Origin of the sequence: Microbacterium sp. LMI13-1-1.1 (assembly GCF_040815625.1) — a bacterium.
In the GTDB taxonomy this organism is placed as follows: Bacteria; Actinomycetota; Actinomycetes; order Actinomycetales; family Microbacteriaceae; genus Microbacterium; species Microbacterium forte.
Window position 1 is genome coordinate 1,098,740 of record NZ_JBFPNL010000005.1, and the last position, 18,128, is coordinate 1,116,867.

The following is an 18,128-nucleotide window of genomic DNA, read 5'->3' on the forward strand; positions in this document are numbered from 1 at the left end:
GACATCCTGGACGGATGGACATCGGCAGTGTGCTCGGGCTCGAGCAGCTCACCTGGGGCACGCTGATCCTCATCGTCATCGCGGCCTTCGCCGCCGGCTGGATCGACGCCGTCGTAGGCGGCGGAGGGCTGCTGCAGCTTCCCGCCCTGCTGTTGATCCCCGGCATCTCACCGATCCAGGCACTCGCCACCAACAAGCTCGCCTCGGTCTTCGGAACGGCCACGAGCAGCGTCACCTACTACCGCCGAGCGAAGCCCGACATCCGCACGGCGCTGCCGATGGCGGTGATCGCGCTCGTCGGCTCATTCGGCGGAGCCGCCGTCGCCACGGTGCTGCCGGCCGCGGCATTCAAGCCGATCATCGTGATCGCACTCCTCGTCGTGGCCCTCTTCACGGCGTTCCGCCCGCAGATGGGCGCCGCGACGCGGCTGCGCTTCAGGGGCCACAAGCACCACATCATGGCGGGGCTCGCCGGTCTCGTGATCGGGTTCTATGACGGGCTCATCGGGCCCGGGACCGGGACGTTCCTGGTGATCTCGCTCGTCGCACTGCTGGGGTACGACTTCCTGCAGGCGAGTGCGAAGGCGAAGATCGTGAACCTCGCCACGAACACCGGCGCGCTGCTCCTCTTCATCCCACACGGTGCCGTGCTGTGGCTGCTGGGCGGGATCCTCGCGGTGGCGAATGTCGCCGGCAGCTATCTCGGCTCGCGCATGGCGATCTCAGGCGGCACGACCTTCATCCGCGTCGTGTTCCTCGTCGTGGTGGTCGCCCTGATCGCCAAGCTCGGCGTCGACGTGTGGAACGAGAACATCGCTCCCGCGCTCGCGCAGATCGGTCGTTGAGCGAGGCCGGGTCGCGACGCTTCGTCTCAGTCGGCTTCGTCGTCTTCGCTCAGCGAACGGGGGATGAGTAGGGCGGGCGCTCGCGCAGATCGGTCGTTGAGCGAGGCCGGCGGAGCCGCCCGAGACGAAACGTGGTGAGGTCGAGTCGCGTCGCATCGTTCCGGCCGAACGACCGGGGTACGCGAAGAGGCCCCCTCCTGCCTGAGCGGGAGAGGGCCTCTGCGTGAGAGGGTCAGGCCTCGTCGTCCTCGGGCTCGAAGTCGACGCCGGCCTCGGCGCGCTGCTCGGCCGTGATGGGCGCCGGAGCCGCCGTCAGCGGGTCGAAGCCGTTGCCCGACTTCGGGAAGGCGATGACGTCGCGGATCGACTCGGTCTTCGCCAGGTGCTGCAGCACGCGGTCCATGCCGAGCGCGATTCCACCGTGCGGCGGTGCGCCGAACTTGAACGCGTCGAGCAGGAATCCGAACTGCTCCTGCGCGACCTCGTCGCTGATGCCCATGACCTCGAACACGCGCTTCTGCACGTCTTCGCGGTGGATGCGGATCGATCCGCCGCCGAGCTCCGAGCCGTTGCACACGATGTCGTAGGCGTAGGCGAGAGCCGAACCGGGGTCGGTGTCGAACGTGTCCTGGAACTCGGGCTTGGGCCCCGTGAACGCGTGGTGCACGGCGGTCCAGGCTCCGGCGCCGACGGCGACGTCACCGGATGCCACGGCATCCGCGGCCGGCTCGAACATCGGGGCGTCGACGACCCACGTGAACGCGAACTCGTCGGGGTTCAGGTAGCCCAGGCGGCGGCCGATCTCGACGCGGGCGGCGCCGAGAAGAGCGCGACTCTCCTTGGTCGATCCGGCGGCGAAGAACACGCAGTCACCGGCAGAGGCGCCGACGAACTCGGCGAGGCCGGCCTGCTCGGCCTCGGACAGGTTCTTGGCTGCGGGGCCGCCCAGCGAGCCGTCCTCGTTGAAGAGGACGTAGGCGAGACCGCGGGCGCCGCGCTGCTTGGCCCAGTCCTGCCACGCGTCGAGCTGCTTGCGCGGCTGGCTCGCGCCACCGGGCATGACGACGGCACCCACGTACTCGGCCTGGAAGACGCGGAACGGGGTGTCCTTGAAGTACTCGGTCGCCTCGACGAGCTCGAGCCCGAAGCGCAGGTCGGGCTTGTCGGAGCCGTACTTCGCCATGGCGTCGGCATAGGTCAGGCGCGGCAGCGGGGTCTGCACCTCGACGCCGATGGTCTTCCACATCGCCTGGATGAGCGACTCCATCAGCGTGATGACGTCTTCCTGGTCGACGAAGCTCATCTCGATGTCGAGCTGCGTGAACTCCGGCTGACGGTCGGCGCGGAAGTCCTCGTCGCGGTAGCAGCGGGCGATCTGGTAGTACTTCTCGACGCCGCCGACCATGAGCAGCTGCTTGAACAGCTGCGGCGACTGCGGCAGGGCATACCAGCTGCCCGGGTGCAGACGTGCGGGCACCACGAAGTCGCGGGCGCCCTCGGGCGTCGAGCGCGTGAGCGTCGGGGTCTCGACCTCGGTGAAGTCCTCGCCGTGCAACACGTCGCGGACGGCCTTGTAGACGTTCGAGCGCAGGCGCAGGGCGGATGCCGCGGCAGGGCGACGCAGGTCGAGATACCGGTACTTGAGGCGGGCCTCTTCGCCGACGGTCTCGGTGTCGGCGACAGCGGTCGATACCTGGAACGGCAGGGGAGCGGACTCGTTCAGCACCTCGACGTCGGTCGCGATGAGCTCGATCTCGCCGGTCGGCAGGTTCGGGTTCGCGTTGCCGTCGGGGCGACGCGAGACCTCGCCGGTGACCTTGAGGACGAATTCGTTGCGCAGCGGGTGCGCCACCTCTTCGTCGCGGATGACGACCTGGGCGATGCCCGATGCATCCCGAAGATCGATGAACGCGACTCCTCCGTGATCACGACGGCGATCGACCCAACCCGAGAGGGTGACGGTCTGACCGATTTGCTCGGCTCGCAGTGAGCCTGCCGAGTGGGTGCGAAGCACGGAGGATTCCTCCTGATCTGGGAAATGATGAACCCGCCCATTCTACGGGGGCGGTGTCGCCTCCTCCGCCGGTGGCATATCGGTCAGTAGGATCGCCACGACAGCCGCTCGACCAGCGAAAGGGTCATCATGGACTCCAACGGCATCTCGGATCTCTACGCATCGATCTTCTCCGGCACGACGGGCCTGATCGCCCTCGTCTTCTACGTCCTCGTCGTCATCGGCCTGTGGAAGGTGTTCACGAAGGCCGGCTACCCCGGCATCCTCGCGATCATCCCCATCGTGAACGTCGTCTTCCTCGTCAAGATCGCCGGGATGTCCGGCTGGCTCGCGCTGCTCTATCTCATCCCGATCGTCGGTTTCATCTTCGGGATCATCGTCGCGATCAAGCTGGGTGAGCGCTTCGGCAAGGGCGGACTCTTCTCGTTCTTCCTGCTCTTCGTCTTCCCCTACATCGGGTATCTGATCATCGGCTTCGGCGAGTCCCGCTACCGCGCGGTCTGACGTGGTGGCGTCTCGACTGCACCTCGTCCGTCACGGCGAGGTGCACAATCCCCAGCGCGTGCTCTATGGGCGGCTGCCCGACTATCACCTCAGCAAGGCGGGGAGGGAGATGGCGCGAGCCGCGTCCGATCACATCGCCGGTCTCGATCGCCCGGTCGCAGGGCTCTACTCCTCGCCACTCGAGCGGGCACAGGAGTCGGCGGAGCCGTTCTCCGAGCGCTTCGGACTCACACCCGAGATCGACATCCGCCTGATCGAGCCGACCAATGTGTTCGAGGGCACGCAGATGCGCCGCTCGCTGATGAACCCGCTCAAGTGGTGGCACCTGCGTCAGCCGTCGCTGCCGAGCTGGGGCGAGCCGTACGCATCGATCGCCGAGAGGATGCTGGGCATGATGGCCGAGGCATGGCGATCCGTCGACGATGGCGACCTCGTGATGGTCTCGCACCAGGCACCGATCTGGATCACCCACCTTCGCGTCGCGGGCCTGCCGCTGCAGCACGACCCGCGCACTCGGCGCTGCGCGCTGTCGAGCGTCACGTCTTTCGAGCTCGTCGGCGATGTGTGGCGCGAGGTCGCGTACGCCGAACCCGCGGCCACCGGGGGCGCGGTCGACGTCGGGGCGGTCTGAAGTCTGAGCTAGCGGCTCTGGTCGCAGTGATGGTCGCTCCCCGAGTCGGGAAGCGACCATCAGTGCGCTGCGGCGAAGATGCTCGCGATCACGGAGCCATCAGCGACTGGATGACCCCGACCGCCGCGAGCTGACCGGCCGCGGCGGCCAGCAGCACCGAGGCCATCGGCCCCGGAAGCGACGCACGGTGTGCGAGGTCGCCCGCGGCGAAGACACCGGCGAGTGAGGTGCGACCGAAGTCGTCGATCTCGATCGACCCGGACGGCAGCATGTGCAGCCCGAGCTGGTCGGCGAACGGCGCACGGTGGCGGAGCGAGCCCGATGCCACGAAGACGCCGGCCACAGTCCGATCGCCGGAATCGGTGGTGACCCGCAGATCGTCGCCGTCCGGCGCTACCGCCGTCACGAGGTCCACGCTCACCCGCGCTCCCAGCCCTTCGAGCGTCCGCGCCTCTTCTGCGGAGAACGCCTGATCGACGGGGAAGACCGTGATGTCTCCTGCGATGCGACCCAGAAGCCCGATCAGGTGCTCGGCACGAGGCGCGGGCCCGAGAATGGCGATGGAGCGCCCCGCATGCTCGTGACCGTCGCAGAACGGGCAGCTGAAGGCCTTCACTCCCCACAGCTCCTGCAGGCCGGGCACGGATGGCAGATCGTCGGCGACGCCGGTCGCGAGGATGACGCTCTTCGCCTCGACGGAGACTCCGTTCGCGAGCAGCACGGTGAACGCGCCCTCCGCACCCGAGACCGACTGCGCTCCGACGTCACGGATCTCGACGTCGGCATACTCGGCGAGCTGAGTGCGTGCGGTCGCGCGGAACTCCGCCGGGGGAGTTCCGTCGTTCGCGACGACGTTGTGCATGTGGAGCACCGTGCCGTTGCGGTACTCACCGGAATCCAGCAGCAGCGTCGAGCGGTGCATCCGCCCGAGGGTCAGTGCCGCCTGCAAGCCGGCGGGGCCTGCTCCGATCACGATCGCGTCGTACATGTGGTGTCCTTCCGAGGGGCGGCGGTTGCTTTCGTCCTCAGTCTGTGACTTCATGTCAACATGAAGTCAAGTGTCGAGAGTCCCTGGTCCGTCGGCGAGGTGGCTGCCCGTTTCGAGCTGCCCACGAACGTGCTGAGGCACTGGGAGACGGTCGGGCTACTGCGACCCGCACGCGACTCCGCCGGGAGGCGCCGATACGGGCAGGACGACGTGGTGCGCATCGCGGTGATCCAGCGCAGCAAGGCGGCCGGAATGACCCTCGACCAGATCGCCGTGCTCCTCGACGACGGAAGCGCCGGTCGGCACGAGGTGCTGCAGCAGCACCTCGACGATCTCGATCAGCGGATGGAGGACATGCGCCGATCACGCGAGATGACCGAGCATGCGATGGGATGCCGTTCGCACGACATCGCCACGTGTCCTCGCTTCCGCGCGAGTGTGGCCGACGTGCTCGCCCGGCTCTGACAGCGGGCTTCCACGGCCGGGGCGTCCGGCCCATGCATAGGAACCCCCGCGTAAACTGGGAATCGTGCCACTCGCCTCGACGGTTCTTCCGATCCGCAGCGGCCGCCCCTCCCGCATCCGGCCTTCTCGCCGTGCGGTCGGTGCCGCGCTCGCCGCGGTACTAGCCATCGGTCTGAGCGCCTGCGCTCCCGATCCCGTGAACGACTCGTTCCTGAGCGGAGACAATCCCGGCTACGTCGCGGCCGACGGGGCGATCGTCGAGATCCCGGTCGCCGAGCGCGGCGAACCCGTCGTCGAATTCGGCGGCGTGACCGAGAACGGCGACGACTTCAGCAGCTCCGAGCTCGCGGGCAAGGTGACGGTCGTCAACTTCTGGTACGCGGGCTGCGCTCCCTGCCGTGTCGAGGCAGAAGACCTCGAGAGCGTGTGGCAGGAGCACGGCGGAGACGACGTGGCCTTCCTGGGCATCAACACCCGCGATCAGGCCGACACCGCCAAGGCGTTCTCGGCGGAGTTCGGCGTGACCTATCCGAGCCTCATCGATGTCGACACCGCCGAGGCGAAGCTCGCCTTCGCGTCGTCGGTGCCGATCCAGGCGACGCCGACCACTCTGGTGCTCGACAAGCAGGGACGGGTCGCCGCCCGCATCATCGGGCCGATCGACGGCACCTCGATCCTCTCGACGCTCGTCAAGGACGCGCTCGCGGAGGACTCATGAGTCTTGCGGAAGCGGCATGAACCCCGGGACGATCATCGACTCAGGCGCACTGTGGCTCGCGATCCCGGTAGCGATGCTCGCTGGGCTCATCTCCTTCCTCTCACCGTGCGTGCTTCCGCTGGTGCCGGGCTACCTCGGGTTTCTCGGGGGAGCGGTCACCCCTCGACGAGAGCGGTCGGAGAACGGCAGCGGCGTCGCGACGGTCGCAGCTCCCGCTCGCGGCCGACTCGTGTTCGGTGTGCTGCTGTTCATCCTGGGCTTCAGTCTCGTGTTCGTCGCGCTGACAGCGCTCGGCGGGCTCGCCAACGTCTTCCTGCTGCAGTGGGGTGAGCTGATCACCCGCATCCTCGGCGGCGTGATCATCCTGATGGGACTCGTGTTCCTCGGTCTCTTCGGCTTCGCCCAGCGCGAGCTGCGCTTCCACGTCGACTCCAAGGCCGGCCTGATCGGCGCACCGCTGCTGGGAATCGCGCTCGGAATCGGCTGGGCTCCGTGCATGGGGCCGACGCTCGCCGCGATCTTCGCCCTCTCGTTCAACCAGGGCGACCCGGTGCGTGCCGGCATGCTCGGCCTGGCGTACTCGCTCGGCCTGGGCCTGCCGTTCCTCCTGGTCGCGCTCGGGTTCGGGTGGGCCACCAAGACGATCGGGTTCCTCCGTCGCCACATCCGCGTCGTGAACGTCATCGGCGGCGTGCTGCTGATCGTGCTCGGCCTGCTGATGCTGACCGGCCTCTGGACCGACATCATGTCTCGCCTGACGGTGGTGATCGGCAGTGTCCCCCTCCCGTTCTGATGAGAACACGACGCATCGGAAGGATGACGTGAGCAGCACAACCGAGAGGTCCAGCGATCCGCTGCGCCCGTCAGACCACGTCGACGGCGAGGAGTCGATCACCCAGCCACGCCTCGGGTTCGTGGGCTGGCTGCGCTGGGGCTGGCGTCAGCTGACCTCGATGCGCACCGCGCTGATCCTGCTGCTCGTCCTCGCGATCGCGGCGATCCCCGGCTCGATCTTCCCCCAGCGGATGGCCGACCCCAACGGCGTCACCCAGTGGGAGCGCGACAATCCCGATCTCTTCCCCGTGCTCGACGGGCTGAAGATGTTCGACGTCTACCTGTCGCCGTGGTTCTCGGCCATCTACCTGCTGCTGTTCGCCTCCCTCGTCGGCTGCGTCATCCCGCGCATCCGTCACCACGCCAAGGCGCTGCAGGCGCGGCCCCCTCGCACGCCCGCACGTCTGAAGCGACTCGCCGACTTCCGTGCCGTCGAGCGCACGTCGACAGACGCGCCAGCCGACGCTGCGGCGACGATCGACATCGCGACGAAGCAGCTCAAAGCGCTCGGATACCGCGTCGAGCGCTACGACTCGGGCCGCACCGCGTCGGTCTCGGCCGAGCGCGGCTACTGGCGCGAGTCGGGCAACCTGCTCTTCCACCTCGCCCTCGTCGGCGTGCTGATCACCGTGGGGGTCGGGGGAGGATTCGCCTACACCGGCCAGCGCGTGCTGGTCGAGGGCGAGACGTTCGCGAACACGCTGCTCGACTACGACTCGATGAACCGCGGCCGCTTCGTCGGCGACGGGGCGCTCGCGCCGTACTCGATGCGCCTCGACAGCTTCGACGTCACCTACCAGCCCTTCGGCGAGCCCGGCTCGGGTCAGGCCGGCGACTTCTCGGCCAACGTCACGGTGCAGGAGAACGGCGAGGAGCGCACCGGCTCGGTCAAGGTCAACGAGCCTCTCGGCGTCGCCGAAGACAACGTCTTCCTGCTCGGCAACGGCTACGCGCCGACGATCACCGTGCGCGACCCCGACGGGGAGGTCGTGTTCACGAACAGCACGCCCTTCCTGCCCCAGGACAACAACATGACGTCGCTCGGCGTCATCAAGATCCCCGACGGTCTCAGCGAGCAGGTCGGCCTCGTCGGCTTCTTCTACCCGACCACGGGTGTGCTCGACACGGGCGCGTTCTTCTCCGGCTTCGGGGACCTCACCAACCCGACGCTCACCCTCGACGTCTACACCGGCGACCTGGGCATCAACGAGGGCATCCCCCGCTCGGTCTACGTCCTCGACACCACCGGCATGACCAAGGTCACCGGACGGACGACAGACCTCGAATCGATCGAGCTCGCGCCCGGACAGACGGCCGACCTGCCGAACGGCATGGGGACCGTGACCTTCGAGGACGAATCGCCGGCGGGGGCCACCGACGCCTCGCAGTCGGTCAAGCGCTTCGCCTCGCTGCAGATCCACCGCGACGCGTCGGGTCCGTGGGTGCTCGGCTTCGCACTTCTCGCGCTGGGCGGACTCATGCTCGCCCTGTTCATCCCTCGGCGTCGAGTGTGGGTCAAGGCGACGGGGCAGGACGGCATCGTCTCTCTCGAGTACGCCGGTCTCGCGCGCGGAGAGGATCCGACTCTCGCCACGGCTGTCGACGACCTCGTGGCCGGTCACGCGCGTCTGATGGACGCCGCGGGAGTGACGACTGCGGTCGAGGCGCCGGTCGCGACCGGCGACGAGTCCGACAACGCCGCGACGGCGTCCGAGGCCGTCCGCGACGGTGACCCCGAGCATCCTGCATCCGACACCCCGAAAGTAGACTGACACCATGTTCGATCTCGAAGTGATCTCGCCGATCCTGCTCTGGACGGCGATCGCGGTCTATGCGGCGGCCTTCGTGGCCTTCGCCTTCGACCTCGCCCGCCGGTCGCAGCTGTCGGCCGATGCGGCGAGCGTGCGGGAGTTCGAACTGGTCGGAGCCGGCGCGGGTTCGCGCGGCGCCAAGGGTGCTTCGGCATCCGGCTCGGATGTCGCCCCGCAGCGTTTCGTGATGGCGCGCATCGGCACCTCGCTCACCGTGCTCGCGTTCATCTTCCACCTCGCAGCCACGGTGACGCGTGGTCTCGCGGCCGGGCGAGTGCCGTGGGCCAACCTCTACGAGTTCGCGATGATGGGCACGCTGCTGATCGTCGCGGTGTTCCTCGTGGTGCTGACGCGCATCGATCTGCGCTTCCTCGGCACGTTCATCACCGGTCTCGTCGTCGTGCTGCTGGGTCTCTCGGCCACGAACTTCTACGTCGATGTCTCGCCTCTGATGGACCCGCTCAAGAGCGTGTGGCTGGTGATCCACGTCTTCGTGGCCTCCCTCGGCACCGCGTTCTTCGCCCTGGCCTTCGCTCTGTCGGTGATCCAGCTGATGCAGTCCCGCCGGGAGCGTCTCATCTCCGAGGGTGCCGAGAAGACCGGCCCCGGCTTCCTGCGCACCTTCCCCGGGTCGGAGCGCCTCGAGAGCATGGCCTACCGCTTCACGATCATCGGCTTCATCCTCTGGACGTTCACACTCATCGCCGGTTCGATCTGGGCCTACTACGCCTGGAGCCGCTTCTGGGGCTTCGACGTCAAGGAGACGTGGACCTTCGTGATCTGGGTGCTCTATGCGGGGTACATCCACGCGCGCGCGACGCGCGGCTGGCGTGGCAACCCCTCGGCCTGGCTGGCGATCGTCGGCTTCTCGGCCGTGCTCTTCAACTTCACGATCGTCAACGTGTTCTTCAAGGGTCTGCACGCCTACTCGGGCCTCAGCTGAGCGCCCGAGCGGTTCTCATCTGAACGAACGCAGTCCGAACGGGATGACTTCGGAGTGTTCGGCGCCGTCTTCGTACCAGACGAGCTCGGCCTCGCTGATGGTCTCGGCGGGGCGTGAGCTGAGCGAGCGACGGGACTTGTGCGACAGCTCCGTCCATGCCGCGGGGGCGAGCGTCTTCGCGTAGATCACCGACAGGTGGAACGTCCAGTCCTCCGTGCTGCGCTCGTCGAGTCGACGCAAGTCGGTGCCCTCGAGAGCTTCGCTGAGGTTCGCGTAGGCCGACACGAGCGAGGGGGTTCGTCTCAGGCGCAGGATGACGACCTGCCACGGAGCCGGGAACACGTCGACGGCCTCGGCGACGACCTCGATCGGGCGCTGCGCCACGGCCCATTCGCGGATCAGGGCGAGCAGCTCCTCCCGACGCTTTGGCTCGTGGAATGCGCGAAGCGTGACGTGCTCGGTGTGCGGGTGCGGAGCATCCATTCGGCCGAGTGCCGACTTCTGCTCGGCCCGGTAGACGTCCGACACCGCTCTCGTCGGGCGCAGCACGAGATACTGCTGCCCCTCGAGTGACTCGAGCTGGGCGGGAGAGGTCATGAACGGGCGACGCATCTTCTGATCGTACGTGCGTCGGGGAGTATGCGAATACCGCCTCTGCCCGGGCGAGCGCGGCTTCGGAGCTGTATGACGATGCGCCGTGCATCGAGTGCCATGCACGGCGCTTCGTCGGATGTGATCCGAAGCTGTGCCAGGGCTGCGTGCCCGGAGAGGACGCTCAGGCGGTCGCCATGGCCGCCTTCACTGACGTCGTGCGACGCAGGGCGACCGCGATGGTGGTCACGACGAGCGACAGCACACCCCACACGATGAGGCCGGCGGCTGCGCCTCCGTTCGCGGTGATCAGCCCGGCGAACGCGGGGGAGGTCGGCAGAGACGCACCGAGATCCGCCAGCCAGCCGGGCACCGTCGAGATCAGTCCCGTCGCGATCGCGAGCACCCCGACGAGAGCGCTGATCCAGCGACCGATGCCGCCGAAGACTGCGACGAGCGCCTGGTTGACCGCGGCGAAGACGATTCCCGCCAGCACCGCGATTCCGGCGAACGCCCACCAGGTGGCGGCGTCGTAGCTCGCGACGATCTGCACGATCAGTGAGACCAGCAGGCCCTGCGCGGCGCCGATGGCGGCCGCCGGGGCGAAAGCGCGCAGCGCGAGCCCGGCAGAGGAGCGCCGCGACGTGAGCGTGCGTGCGGTGTGGGCCCGCATCACGAGGAACGAGGCGAGAGCGCCGAACCACAGCACCACGGCCGCGAGCAGCGGGATCGCCGTCGGCCCGAAGATCGTTGCACCGTCGGCTCCCTTCGACGCCACAGGGTCGGCGATCACCGAGGCCAGGGAGGTCGACTCCGAGTCGCTGAACGACGGGAGGGAGTCGGATGCGGTGCGCAGGCCTCCGGCGAGATCGCCCGTTCCGGTGGCGAGGGTGTCGAGGCCGGTCGCGAGGTCGGCGGCTCCGGTTGCGAGCTCGGTCGTCCCGTCGGACAGCTGAACGGCTCCCGTGGACAGCGCACGTGCGCCGGCGGCGGACTCGTCGATGCCCTGGGACGCCAGCTGGTTCAAGCCGTCCGCGAGAGTCGTCGCGCCGGCGCCGGCCTCACCGAGCTGGGTCGCGAGGGTGGTGAACGCGCCGGGCAAGGTCGCGATCTGCGGTTCGACCGCCGTGAGATATCCCGACGCGGTTCCCGCGGACTTCGCCGCTGCTCCCGCGTTCGCCGCTTCGGTCGCGAGCTGCGCGCACAGCTCTCCCGAGACATCGGGGTCGCAGCTCGCAGCCATCGTGCCGAGTGTCTGCGCGAGGGTCGCTGTCTTCGTCGCCGCGTCCGTCGCCGCATCGGTTCCGGTCGTGATCGCCCCCACGAGCGCGGGCATCTGCCCTGCCTGGTTCTGAAGCTCCGCGGCCCCTGCGGTCAGCCCCGTGCCGATCTGGCTCGCTCCCCCCGCAGCCTCGCGGGTCTTCGCAGCGAGCGTGTCGAGCCCTGACGCGAGCGAGGACGCACCGTTTCCGAGCTCGGCGGCACCCGAGGCGAGCTGCGTCGCGCCGTCGGGGATCGCGGCCGCGCCCGTCGCCGCATCCCGTGCGCCGGTGGCGAGCTCGGCCGCGCCGTCGGCGGCTTCTCCGATCTGATCGCCGATCGTGGTGAAGCCGACGAGGATGTTCTCGGTCGTCGCCTCCGACAGCAGCGTGCCCATGCTCGAGGCGGCCGCATCCGCGATCTGACCGGTGATGAGGTCGTCGGCCACGAGCCCGTCGTCCGGCGTGGTGACCCGGATGGTGGCCTGCTCGGCATCGCCTCCGCCGTCCGAGATCGCCTGCCCTGCAGAGGTGGCGGCGGCTGAGAACTCCTCGGGGATCGTGATCACGGCCTGATACGACCCGTCGGCGAGCCCGTCGGCCGCGTCATCCTCGTTCGAGATCACCCAGGTGAGGTTGGAGTCGAGCTCGTCCGATCCCTCGACGAGCCCTGATGCGAGCTGCCGACCCAGCGGCGTCAGCTGTCCGTCGATCTCCACCGGCTCGTCGAGGTTGACGATCGCGGCGGTCATCGAGTCGAGGCGCTCGGTCGGGTTCTGGAGTGCCGCGACCAGGATGCCGCCGACGGCTGCGGGCAGCAGCAGGATGCCGAGGATCGTCAGCCACGTGATGGGCTTGCGCGAGCGTGCGCGTTCGATGGGGAGGGTCATGCGTTCACCTCGGTCGATTCGGTGGTGCCGTCGGCGGTGCGGGGCACCGAGGACTCGGGTCGTGACTGTGCTGAGGGCGCGTCGACGTCGATCACGTCGGCAGGGGAGCGGCCGGCGTCTGCGAGGATCTCGAGGCCGATCTGCGGGTCGAGCGCGGTGAGCAGGATCGCTGTCGTGCTGCGAGAGTCGCGCAGTCGCGCCGCCAGCTGATCGCGTTCGGGGCGCGAGAGCCGGTCTGCTCCGTCGATCACCACGAGTGCAGGGCGTCCGCGCAGCGCCTCGGAGAGGTCAGCCGACAGACGGGCGGCATCGGCGGTCATGACTGCTCCGACATGTGCGCGCACCCACGCCGCTCGACCCGGCAGCAGATGGCCGGCGACCCGGAGGCGTCCGTCATCGGGCGTCGCGCGGCCGGCGATCGTCAGAGCCAGCGCGCGCAGCGCACCGGCGGAGGAGCCCGTGAGCACCGCTGATCCGCCGGGAGCGAGGCGCAGGTGGAGGCGGTCGATGCCGGCATCCGTCACCGAGAGATCGTCGGCGGCCACGACCGAGTCGTCTCCCGGCCAACCGGCCAGGTGGCGCTCGCGTTCGACCGCTTCCCCCTCGATGTCGACGCGGGGGAGGACCTTCTCCAGCCACGCCGGGATCTCCCACGCGCGCTCGCCGAGGATGGCCATGAGAGCGGGGATCAGCGTCATCCGCACCAGGAACGCGTCGATCGCGATGCCGGCTGCGAGGCCCAGCGCGATCGGCTTGAGCGACGAGTCACCCTCGGGGACGAACGCGACGAACACCGCGAACATGATGAGTCCTGCCGCGGTGACGACCTTCGCAGACCCCGTGAAGCCGCTGCGCACGGCGCGCAGCGCGGCGGCGCGACGGACCGCTCGGTCAGGACTCTTCGCGTCGGGGTCGTGCACGAAGTCCTCGCGCATGCGCGACACCAGGAAGACCTGATAGTCCATGGCGAGTCCGAACAGCACGCCCATCAGGATGATCGGCATGAAGCTGATGATCGGGCCCACCTTCGCGACGTGCAGGGCGTCGGCGAACCAGCCCCATTCGAAGACCGCGCCGACGATGCCGAACGCGGCCACGATCGACAGCAGGTATCCGGCTGCGGCGGTGATCGGCACCCAGAGCGAGCGGAACACGATCGTGAGCAGGATCAGCGAGAGGCCGATCACGAAGATACCGAAGGGCAGCAGCGCGTTGCCGAGCTGGTCGGAGATGTCGATGCCGACCGCGGTGAATCCGGTCACCTTCAGGTCGATGCCGAACTCGTCGAGCCACTCGTCGTGGTGCGACCGCAGCTCGCGCACGAGGTCGGCCGTGGCAGGATCGTCGGGCGCCGTCTCGGGGATGATCTGCACGATGCCGGTGTCGGCCGTCTCGTTCGGCGTCGAGAGGGCGACCTCCTTGACGCCGTCGATCTTCGCGACCTCGTCGCCGAGATCCTCCATCAGCGTGAGCGGATCCGTCGACGTGACGATCGTGCCCGTGAGGATCATCGGCCCGTTGAAGCCGGGGCCGAACTCCTCGGCCACGAGGTCGTAGCTCTGCCGCGCCTCGGAGTCCTTCGGCAGCACGCCGGCGTTGGGCAGTGCGAGGTTCAGGCTCAGGGCCGGCACCGCGATGATGCCGAGGCCGATCACGACCGCGAGTGAGACGAGTATCGGGCGCGTGGTGACGCCGGTCACCCAGCGCTCGCTGAATCGCACACGCGGAACGGGAGCAGGCTTGCCCTTCTTCGCCTTCGGAGCCTTGCGCGGCCGACCCGCCACCCGGCCCTTCATGAAGCCCAGCAGCGCAGGGGTGAGCGTCACCGCGATCGCGACGGCGACCGCGACGGCGGCGGACGCCGCGATGCCCATGGTCGTCAGGAACGGGATGCCGGCGAAGCCGAGTCCGATCAGGGCGATCAGCACGGTCACGCCCGCGAACACCACGGCGGAGCCGGCCGTGCCGACGGCGCGGGCGGTGGATTCCTCGGGGTCGACCCCCTCGCGCACCTGATCCTGGTGCCTGGCCATGATGAACAGCGCGTAGTCGATGCCGACCGCGAGCCCGAGCATGAGGGCGAGGAGAGGAGTGGTCGACGAGACCGTGGCGAAGGCGGTCGCCGCGAAGATGCCGGCCATCGAGATGCCCACGCCGAGCACAGCCGTGAGCAGCGGGAGCCCTGCGACGACGAACGAGCGGAAGGTCACGATCAGCACGAGCAACGCGATGAGCAGTCCCACGGCCTCGGTCAGTGTGACACCGGGGATGGAGGTGGCGAACAGTTCGCCACCGAGAGAGGTCTGCGATCCGTCCGGAAGCTCGTCGGCGAGCTCGGCCACGACGGCTCGCAGGTCGTCCTGTGTCTCGTCCGAGACATCGCTCGCCTGGCCGTCGAACTGCAGGCGGATGATGCCGGCGGTCTCGTCGTCGTTGACCATGCCGCTGACCATCTCGTCGAACGGGGAGGTGGCCGAGAGCACGGAATCGTCGAGATCGGCGAGCTGGTCGACGGCGTCGTCGATGTCGTTCCGATACGTGTCATCCGTGATCGAGTCGCCGTCCGCGGCGACCACGATGATCTGCGCGCTGGTTCCGCTGACTGCGGGGAAAGAGCGGTTGAGCTGCTCGAGACCCGCCTGCGACTCGGTCCCGGGGATCGAGAAGGAGTTGTCCGTGCCGGCCCCGAGAACGAGCGCGCCGGCGCCGGCGATGCCGAGTGCGAGGAGCCAGGAGACGAGGACGCGCCACGGGTGCCGGTAAGACCAGCGGCCGAGCGAGGACAGGAGTGTGGACACGAGGCTCCTCAGGGAATGCGGGCTGGATACACAGGTGTATCCAATACATAGATGTATCGTAAGGTGATCCGAGCCCCGGAGTCTGTGTGCGGGGTGTGAGAATGAGAGGCAGGAGGATTCGATGACGACACCCGCCACGCGAAGCCGAGAGAACACGCGCGCCAGGCTTCTGGATGCCGCCGCGCAGGTCTTCGCAGAGGTCGGACTCGACGGCGCCTCCGTCGAAGCGGTCTGCGATCGCGCCGGTTTCACGCGTGGAGCGTTCTACTCGAACTTCGAGTCGAAGGACGAGCTGTTCCTGATGCTCGCCGGCAGCGTCGGCGAGCAGCGCGTCAACGGGGTGCGTGCCCGCGTCGAGGAGATCGCCGCTGAGGGCGGCCTCTCAGAGGGGTGCGACCCGGTCGAGCTCGTCCAGCGCATCATGGATGCGGGAGGCGACGACCGGCTCGGTGTGATGCTGATGAGTGAGATCCGCATCCGCGCGCTGCGCGATCATCAGTTCGGCTCGGCCTACCTCGTGCAGGAGCGCGAGATGGTCTCGAGCATCGCGGTGATCATCACGGACATCGTCTCGGTGAGCTCACTCGAGCTGAAGGTTCCGGCCGAGGAGGCCGCGCGCATGCTGATGATCCTCTGGGAGGGCATGACCGTTCGCGGTGCGATGGCGGGCCAGGACTCCGATCAGCTGCGGCACTCGGGCAGCGAGGAGCTGGGCAGGCTCGTGCAGCTGCTGCTCGCGGAGTGACGTCGCTGCTCAGCGCGCGGCGAGCACCTCGTAGCAGCGGCTGAGGCGATCGAGCCACCAGTCGCGACGATCGTCGTCTGCGGCGAGTCGAGCAACTGCCGCGGCGTCCGGCGTCACGCGTCCAGCGGGGATCGAGCCGTCGACCGGGCGCAGGTCGGCGACGTCGTCGAGGAACAGGGATGCGGTGCCGAGCCCGCAGTCGTAGTCGAGCGTCGGCAGCGCGGCGGCGAGCGCCGCACCCTGCGAGAGTCCGATCGCGGTGTCGAGTGCACTCGAGACGACCACGGGGAGGCCAGCGGCGGTAACGATCTGCAGAGCGTGAGTGATGCCTCCGAGGGGCTGCGCCTTGATCACGAGCAGGTCGGCGGCCTTCTCCCGAGCGACCGCGAGCGGGTCGGACGACTTGCGGATGCTCTCGTCTGCCGCGACCGGGATGCCCATGTACTTCACGCGCGTGCGCAGCTCGGCGAGTTCGGGCACCGTGGCGCAGGGCTGCTCGACGTACTCGAGATCGAACTCGTTGAGCGCGTGCACCGCATGCTCGGCCTCGTCGACGTTCCAGGCTCCGTTGGCATCCACACGGATGCGTCCCTCCGGCCCCATCGCCTCGCGCACGGCTCGCACGCGAGCGACGTCGTCCGCCAGTGTCTGGCCGGGCTCTGCGACCTTGACCTTCGCCGTGCGGCACCCGGCGAACCTGGCCAGCACGTCGGCGACCCGTGACGCCTCGATGGCGGGGATCGTGGCGTTCACGCCGATGCGCTCGCGCAGGGGTGCCGGTTGCGGTCGCCACGCGAAGTCGATCGCGGCCGCGAGCCAGGTCGCCGCTTCGGCATCGTCGTACTCGAGGAACGGAGAGAACTCGGCCCATCCCTCCGGGCCCTCGAAGAGCAGCGCCTCGCGAGTGTCGACCCCGCGGAAGCGGGTGTGCATCGGAAGAGAGACGACCCTGGCCGAGCCGAGCAGATCTGCGAGCGGTGGGAGCATGTGCTCATTCTGCTCTGTCGGAGCTGCCTCCGGGATCCGCCGTGCCGACGGATGCTCCTCAGATCAGGCGCTTCTGCAGTTCGCCCAGTCGTTCGCTCGGGCGAAAGCCGAGCAGCGTGTTCACGGCGAGCATGTGCGCGTTCGATTCCGCGTTGTAGGTGTAGACGGCGCGTGCCTGAGGGGCCTCGCGGTGCAGCATCCGCAGGTTGGCGACCTTGACCGCGATGCCGAGCCGGTGGCCTCGGTCGGCGGCGCGCACGAGGGTTCCCCACTGATACGCGTTGCCGTCGTCGGTCGACACGACGAGCTGCGAATAGGCGGCGGCGTCGCCGTCCGGGGAGAGGGCGATCGTGCCGAACGAGATGCGGCCCTGCAGATCGAGCAGCTCCTCGCTCTCGCGGATGCTGTCGACGTCGGGCTTCTGCGGTTCGATGTCGAGCTCGCCGGTCGGCGCCTCGGTCTCGAGCGTGGCGTCGAGGATTGTCCAGCGCTCCACGACGTCGTCGGGGATGCGGCCGACCCAGCTGCGGATCTCGTACTGCGAGATGGCCGAGGCGATGTCGTTCTCGATCCGGTCGAGCAGTGAGGGGTCGACCGGAAGGGGCAGTCTGCTCTGCACGTCGCCGAGAGCGAGGGTGTAGCCGTGCCGCCTCGCGAACTCGCGGCCGGGGGAGCCGGCCCCCTCCGATCCGAGCTCGTAGGGCCACGACGCCGAACCCTGCGCGGTCGTGCGGTCGGATGTCACGGCTTCGCGCTCGAGGTGGGCCAGCGCCTCCGCGCCGATGCCGCGTCGTCGGTGGCGGGGTGGCACGCTGATCGCGAGGTGCGCGACGTGCGTGTTGTCCTTGAGCGGCAGCCCGAGGCTCGCGGATCCGACGATGTGTGCGCCGTCACGGAGCAGATATGCGCGCCGATCGACGACGGCCGATTGCTGCTGCAGCTCGCTGCGGCACTCGGCTCGAGACCAGACGACGGCGTCCGCGCCACGATCGGCTCGTTCGGCTGCGGCGTAGCAACCCCACCATGCATCCACCTCGCCGTCGTCGAAGGGATCGACGCGGGAGATCTCGATCGTCATGCACCCACGGTAGTTGCTCGATCGGGA

Annotated in this window: 16 protein-coding genes; 9 read left to right on the forward strand and 7 right to left on the reverse strand. The window is 68.6% G+C overall.

The window, feature by feature from the left end; genetic code table 11:
• Positions 1 to 14: 14 nt before the first annotated feature.
• Positions 15 to 845, forward strand: a complete 831-nt coding sequence (locus MRBLMI13_RS12105) for a sulfite exporter TauE/SafE family protein (RefSeq protein ID WP_367822788.1) — start codon at positions 15 to 17, stop codon at positions 843 to 845.
• Between the two features lie 232 nt (positions 846 to 1,077).
• Here MRBLMI13_RS12105 and aspS read toward each other — a convergent pair whose 3' ends face one another.
• Complete coding sequence (aspS, locus tag MRBLMI13_RS12110) at positions 1,078 to 2,859, reverse strand: aspartate--tRNA ligase (RefSeq protein WP_367822790.1); 1,782 nt, start codon at positions 2,857 to 2,859, stop codon at positions 1,078 to 1,080.
• Between the two features lie 129 nt (positions 2,860 to 2,988).
• Here aspS and MRBLMI13_RS12115 point away from each other — a divergent pair, with 129 nt between their 5' ends.
• Positions 2,989 to 3,363, forward strand: a complete 375-nt coding sequence (locus MRBLMI13_RS12115) for a DUF5684 domain-containing protein (protein WP_042539011.1) — start codon at positions 2,989 to 2,991, stop codon at positions 3,361 to 3,363.
• A 1-nt stretch (position 3,364) separates the two neighbouring features.
• Positions 3,365 to 3,994, forward strand: a complete 630-nt coding sequence (locus MRBLMI13_RS12120) for a histidine phosphatase family protein (RefSeq protein WP_367822792.1) — start codon at positions 3,365 to 3,367, stop codon at positions 3,992 to 3,994.
• 88 nt (positions 3,995 to 4,082) lie between these two features.
• Here MRBLMI13_RS12120 and MRBLMI13_RS12125 read toward each other — a convergent pair whose 3' ends face one another.
• Positions 4,083 to 4,982 (reverse strand): NAD(P)/FAD-dependent oxidoreductase, encoded by a 900-nt coding sequence (locus MRBLMI13_RS12125; RefSeq protein ID WP_367822794.1) that lies wholly within the window; start codon positions 4,980 to 4,982, stop codon positions 4,083 to 4,085.
• Positions 4,983 to 5,042: 60 nt separating this feature from the next.
• On the opposite strand from MRBLMI13_RS12125, the gene MRBLMI13_RS12130 reads away from it, so the two are divergent.
• The 5 genes from MRBLMI13_RS12130 (at position 5,043) to ccsB (ending at position 9,753) form a co-directional block, all read left to right on the forward strand.
• A complete protein-coding gene (locus tag MRBLMI13_RS12130) occupies positions 5,043 to 5,447 on the forward strand; it encodes a MerR family transcriptional regulator (protein WP_367822796.1) in 405 nt (134 codons plus the stop codon).
• A 64-nt stretch (positions 5,448 to 5,511) separates the two neighbouring features.
• Positions 5,512 to 6,165 carry a TlpA family protein disulfide reductase gene (locus MRBLMI13_RS12135; RefSeq protein WP_079112317.1) on the forward strand — a complete coding sequence of 218 codons (654 nt, stop codon included), beginning with the start codon at positions 5,512 to 5,514 and terminating at the stop codon, positions 6,163 to 6,165.
• A 16-nt stretch (positions 6,166 to 6,181) separates the two neighbouring features.
• Positions 6,182 to 6,958 (forward strand): cytochrome c biogenesis CcdA family protein, encoded by a 777-nt coding sequence (locus MRBLMI13_RS12140; protein WP_367822798.1) that lies wholly within the window; start codon positions 6,182 to 6,184, stop codon positions 6,956 to 6,958.
• Between the two features lie 28 nt (positions 6,959 to 6,986).
• Positions 6,987 to 8,771: a cytochrome c biogenesis protein ResB gene (gene resB, locus MRBLMI13_RS12145; protein WP_367822800.1), complete on the forward strand. Its 1,785-nt coding sequence runs from the start codon at positions 6,987 to 6,989 to the stop codon at positions 8,769 to 8,771.
• A gap of 4 nt (positions 8,772 to 8,775) precedes the next feature.
• Complete coding sequence (gene ccsB, locus MRBLMI13_RS12150) at positions 8,776 to 9,753, forward strand: c-type cytochrome biogenesis protein CcsB (protein ID WP_309686298.1); 978 nt, start codon at positions 8,776 to 8,778, stop codon at positions 9,751 to 9,753.
• A 15-nt stretch (positions 9,754 to 9,768) separates the two neighbouring features.
• Here ccsB and MRBLMI13_RS12155 read toward each other — a convergent pair whose 3' ends face one another.
• The 3 genes from MRBLMI13_RS12155 to MRBLMI13_RS12165 form a co-directional block, all read right to left on the reverse strand.
• A complete protein-coding gene (locus tag MRBLMI13_RS12155; RefSeq protein ID WP_367822803.1) occupies positions 9,769 to 10,365 on the reverse strand; it encodes a 2'-5' RNA ligase family protein in 597 nt (198 codons plus the stop codon).
• A 163-nt stretch (positions 10,366 to 10,528) separates the two neighbouring features.
• On the reverse strand, positions 10,529 to 12,493 hold the full coding sequence (locus MRBLMI13_RS12160; protein WP_367822805.1) for a YhgE/Pip domain-containing protein: 1,965 nt from the start codon (positions 12,491 to 12,493) through the stop codon (positions 10,529 to 10,531).
• Positions 12,490 to 15,291 (reverse strand): MMPL family transporter, encoded by a 2,802-nt coding sequence (locus tag MRBLMI13_RS12165; protein WP_367822807.1) that lies wholly within the window; start codon positions 15,289 to 15,291, stop codon positions 12,490 to 12,492. Before MRBLMI13_RS12165 ends, MRBLMI13_RS12160 begins: the two co-directional genes overlap by 4 nt.
• Before the next feature lie 121 nt (positions 15,292 to 15,412).
• On the opposite strand from MRBLMI13_RS12165, the gene MRBLMI13_RS12170 reads away from it, so the two are divergent.
• On the forward strand, positions 15,413 to 16,036 hold the full coding sequence (locus MRBLMI13_RS12170) for a TetR/AcrR family transcriptional regulator (protein ID WP_042539029.1): 624 nt from the start codon (positions 15,413 to 15,415) through the stop codon (positions 16,034 to 16,036).
• A 9-nt stretch (positions 16,037 to 16,045) separates the two neighbouring features.
• Here MRBLMI13_RS12170 and MRBLMI13_RS12175 read toward each other — a convergent pair whose 3' ends face one another.
• Together MRBLMI13_RS12175 and MRBLMI13_RS12180 are read right to left on the reverse strand one after the other, a co-directional pair.
• Positions 16,046 to 17,023: an o-succinylbenzoate synthase gene (locus tag MRBLMI13_RS12175; RefSeq protein WP_079112323.1), complete on the reverse strand. Its 978-nt coding sequence runs from the start codon at positions 17,021 to 17,023 to the stop codon at positions 16,046 to 16,048.
• Positions 17,024 to 17,081: 58 nt separating this feature from the next.
• Entirely contained in the window at positions 17,082 to 18,101 is a 1,020-nt protein-coding gene (locus tag MRBLMI13_RS12180) for a GNAT family N-acetyltransferase (RefSeq protein WP_367822810.1), read from the reverse strand.
• Between the last annotated feature and the right edge of the window lie 27 nt (positions 18,102 to 18,128).

Coding starts and splice junctions, on each gene's coding strand:
- MRBLMI13_RS12155 (WP_367822803.1), bottom strand. CDS start 10,365: ATGCGTCGCCCGTTCATGACCTCTCCCGCCCAGCTCGAGTCACTCGAG.
- MRBLMI13_RS12105 (WP_367822788.1), top strand. CDS start 15: ATGGACATCGGCAGTGTGCTCGGGCTCGAGCAGCTCACCTGGGGCACG.
- MRBLMI13_RS12175 (WP_079112323.1), bottom strand. CDS start 17,023: ATGCTCCCACCGCTCGCAGATCTGCTCGGCTCGGCCAGGGTCGTCTCT.
- MRBLMI13_RS12180 (WP_367822810.1), bottom strand. CDS start 18,101: ATGACGATCGAGATCTCCCGCGTCGATCCCTTCGACGACGGCGAGGTG.
- MRBLMI13_RS12170 (WP_042539029.1), top strand. CDS start 15,413: ATGACGACACCCGCCACGCGAAGCCGAGAGAACACGCGCGCCAGGCTT.
- ccsB (WP_309686298.1), top strand. CDS start 8,776: ATGTTCGATCTCGAAGTGATCTCGCCGATCCTGCTCTGGACGGCGATC.
- MRBLMI13_RS12140 (WP_367822798.1), top strand. CDS start 6,182: ATGAACCCCGGGACGATCATCGACTCAGGCGCACTGTGGCTCGCGATC.
- MRBLMI13_RS12125 (WP_367822794.1), bottom strand. CDS start 4,982: ATGTACGACGCGATCGTGATCGGAGCAGGCCCCGCCGGCTTGCAGGCG.
- MRBLMI13_RS12130 (WP_367822796.1), top strand. CDS start 5,043: ATGAAGTCAAGTGTCGAGAGTCCCTGGTCCGTCGGCGAGGTGGCTGCC.
- MRBLMI13_RS12160 (WP_367822805.1), bottom strand. CDS start 12,493: ATGACCCTCCCCATCGAACGCGCACGCTCGCGCAAGCCCATCACGTGG.
- MRBLMI13_RS12115 (WP_042539011.1), top strand. CDS start 2,989: ATGGACTCCAACGGCATCTCGGATCTCTACGCATCGATCTTCTCCGGC.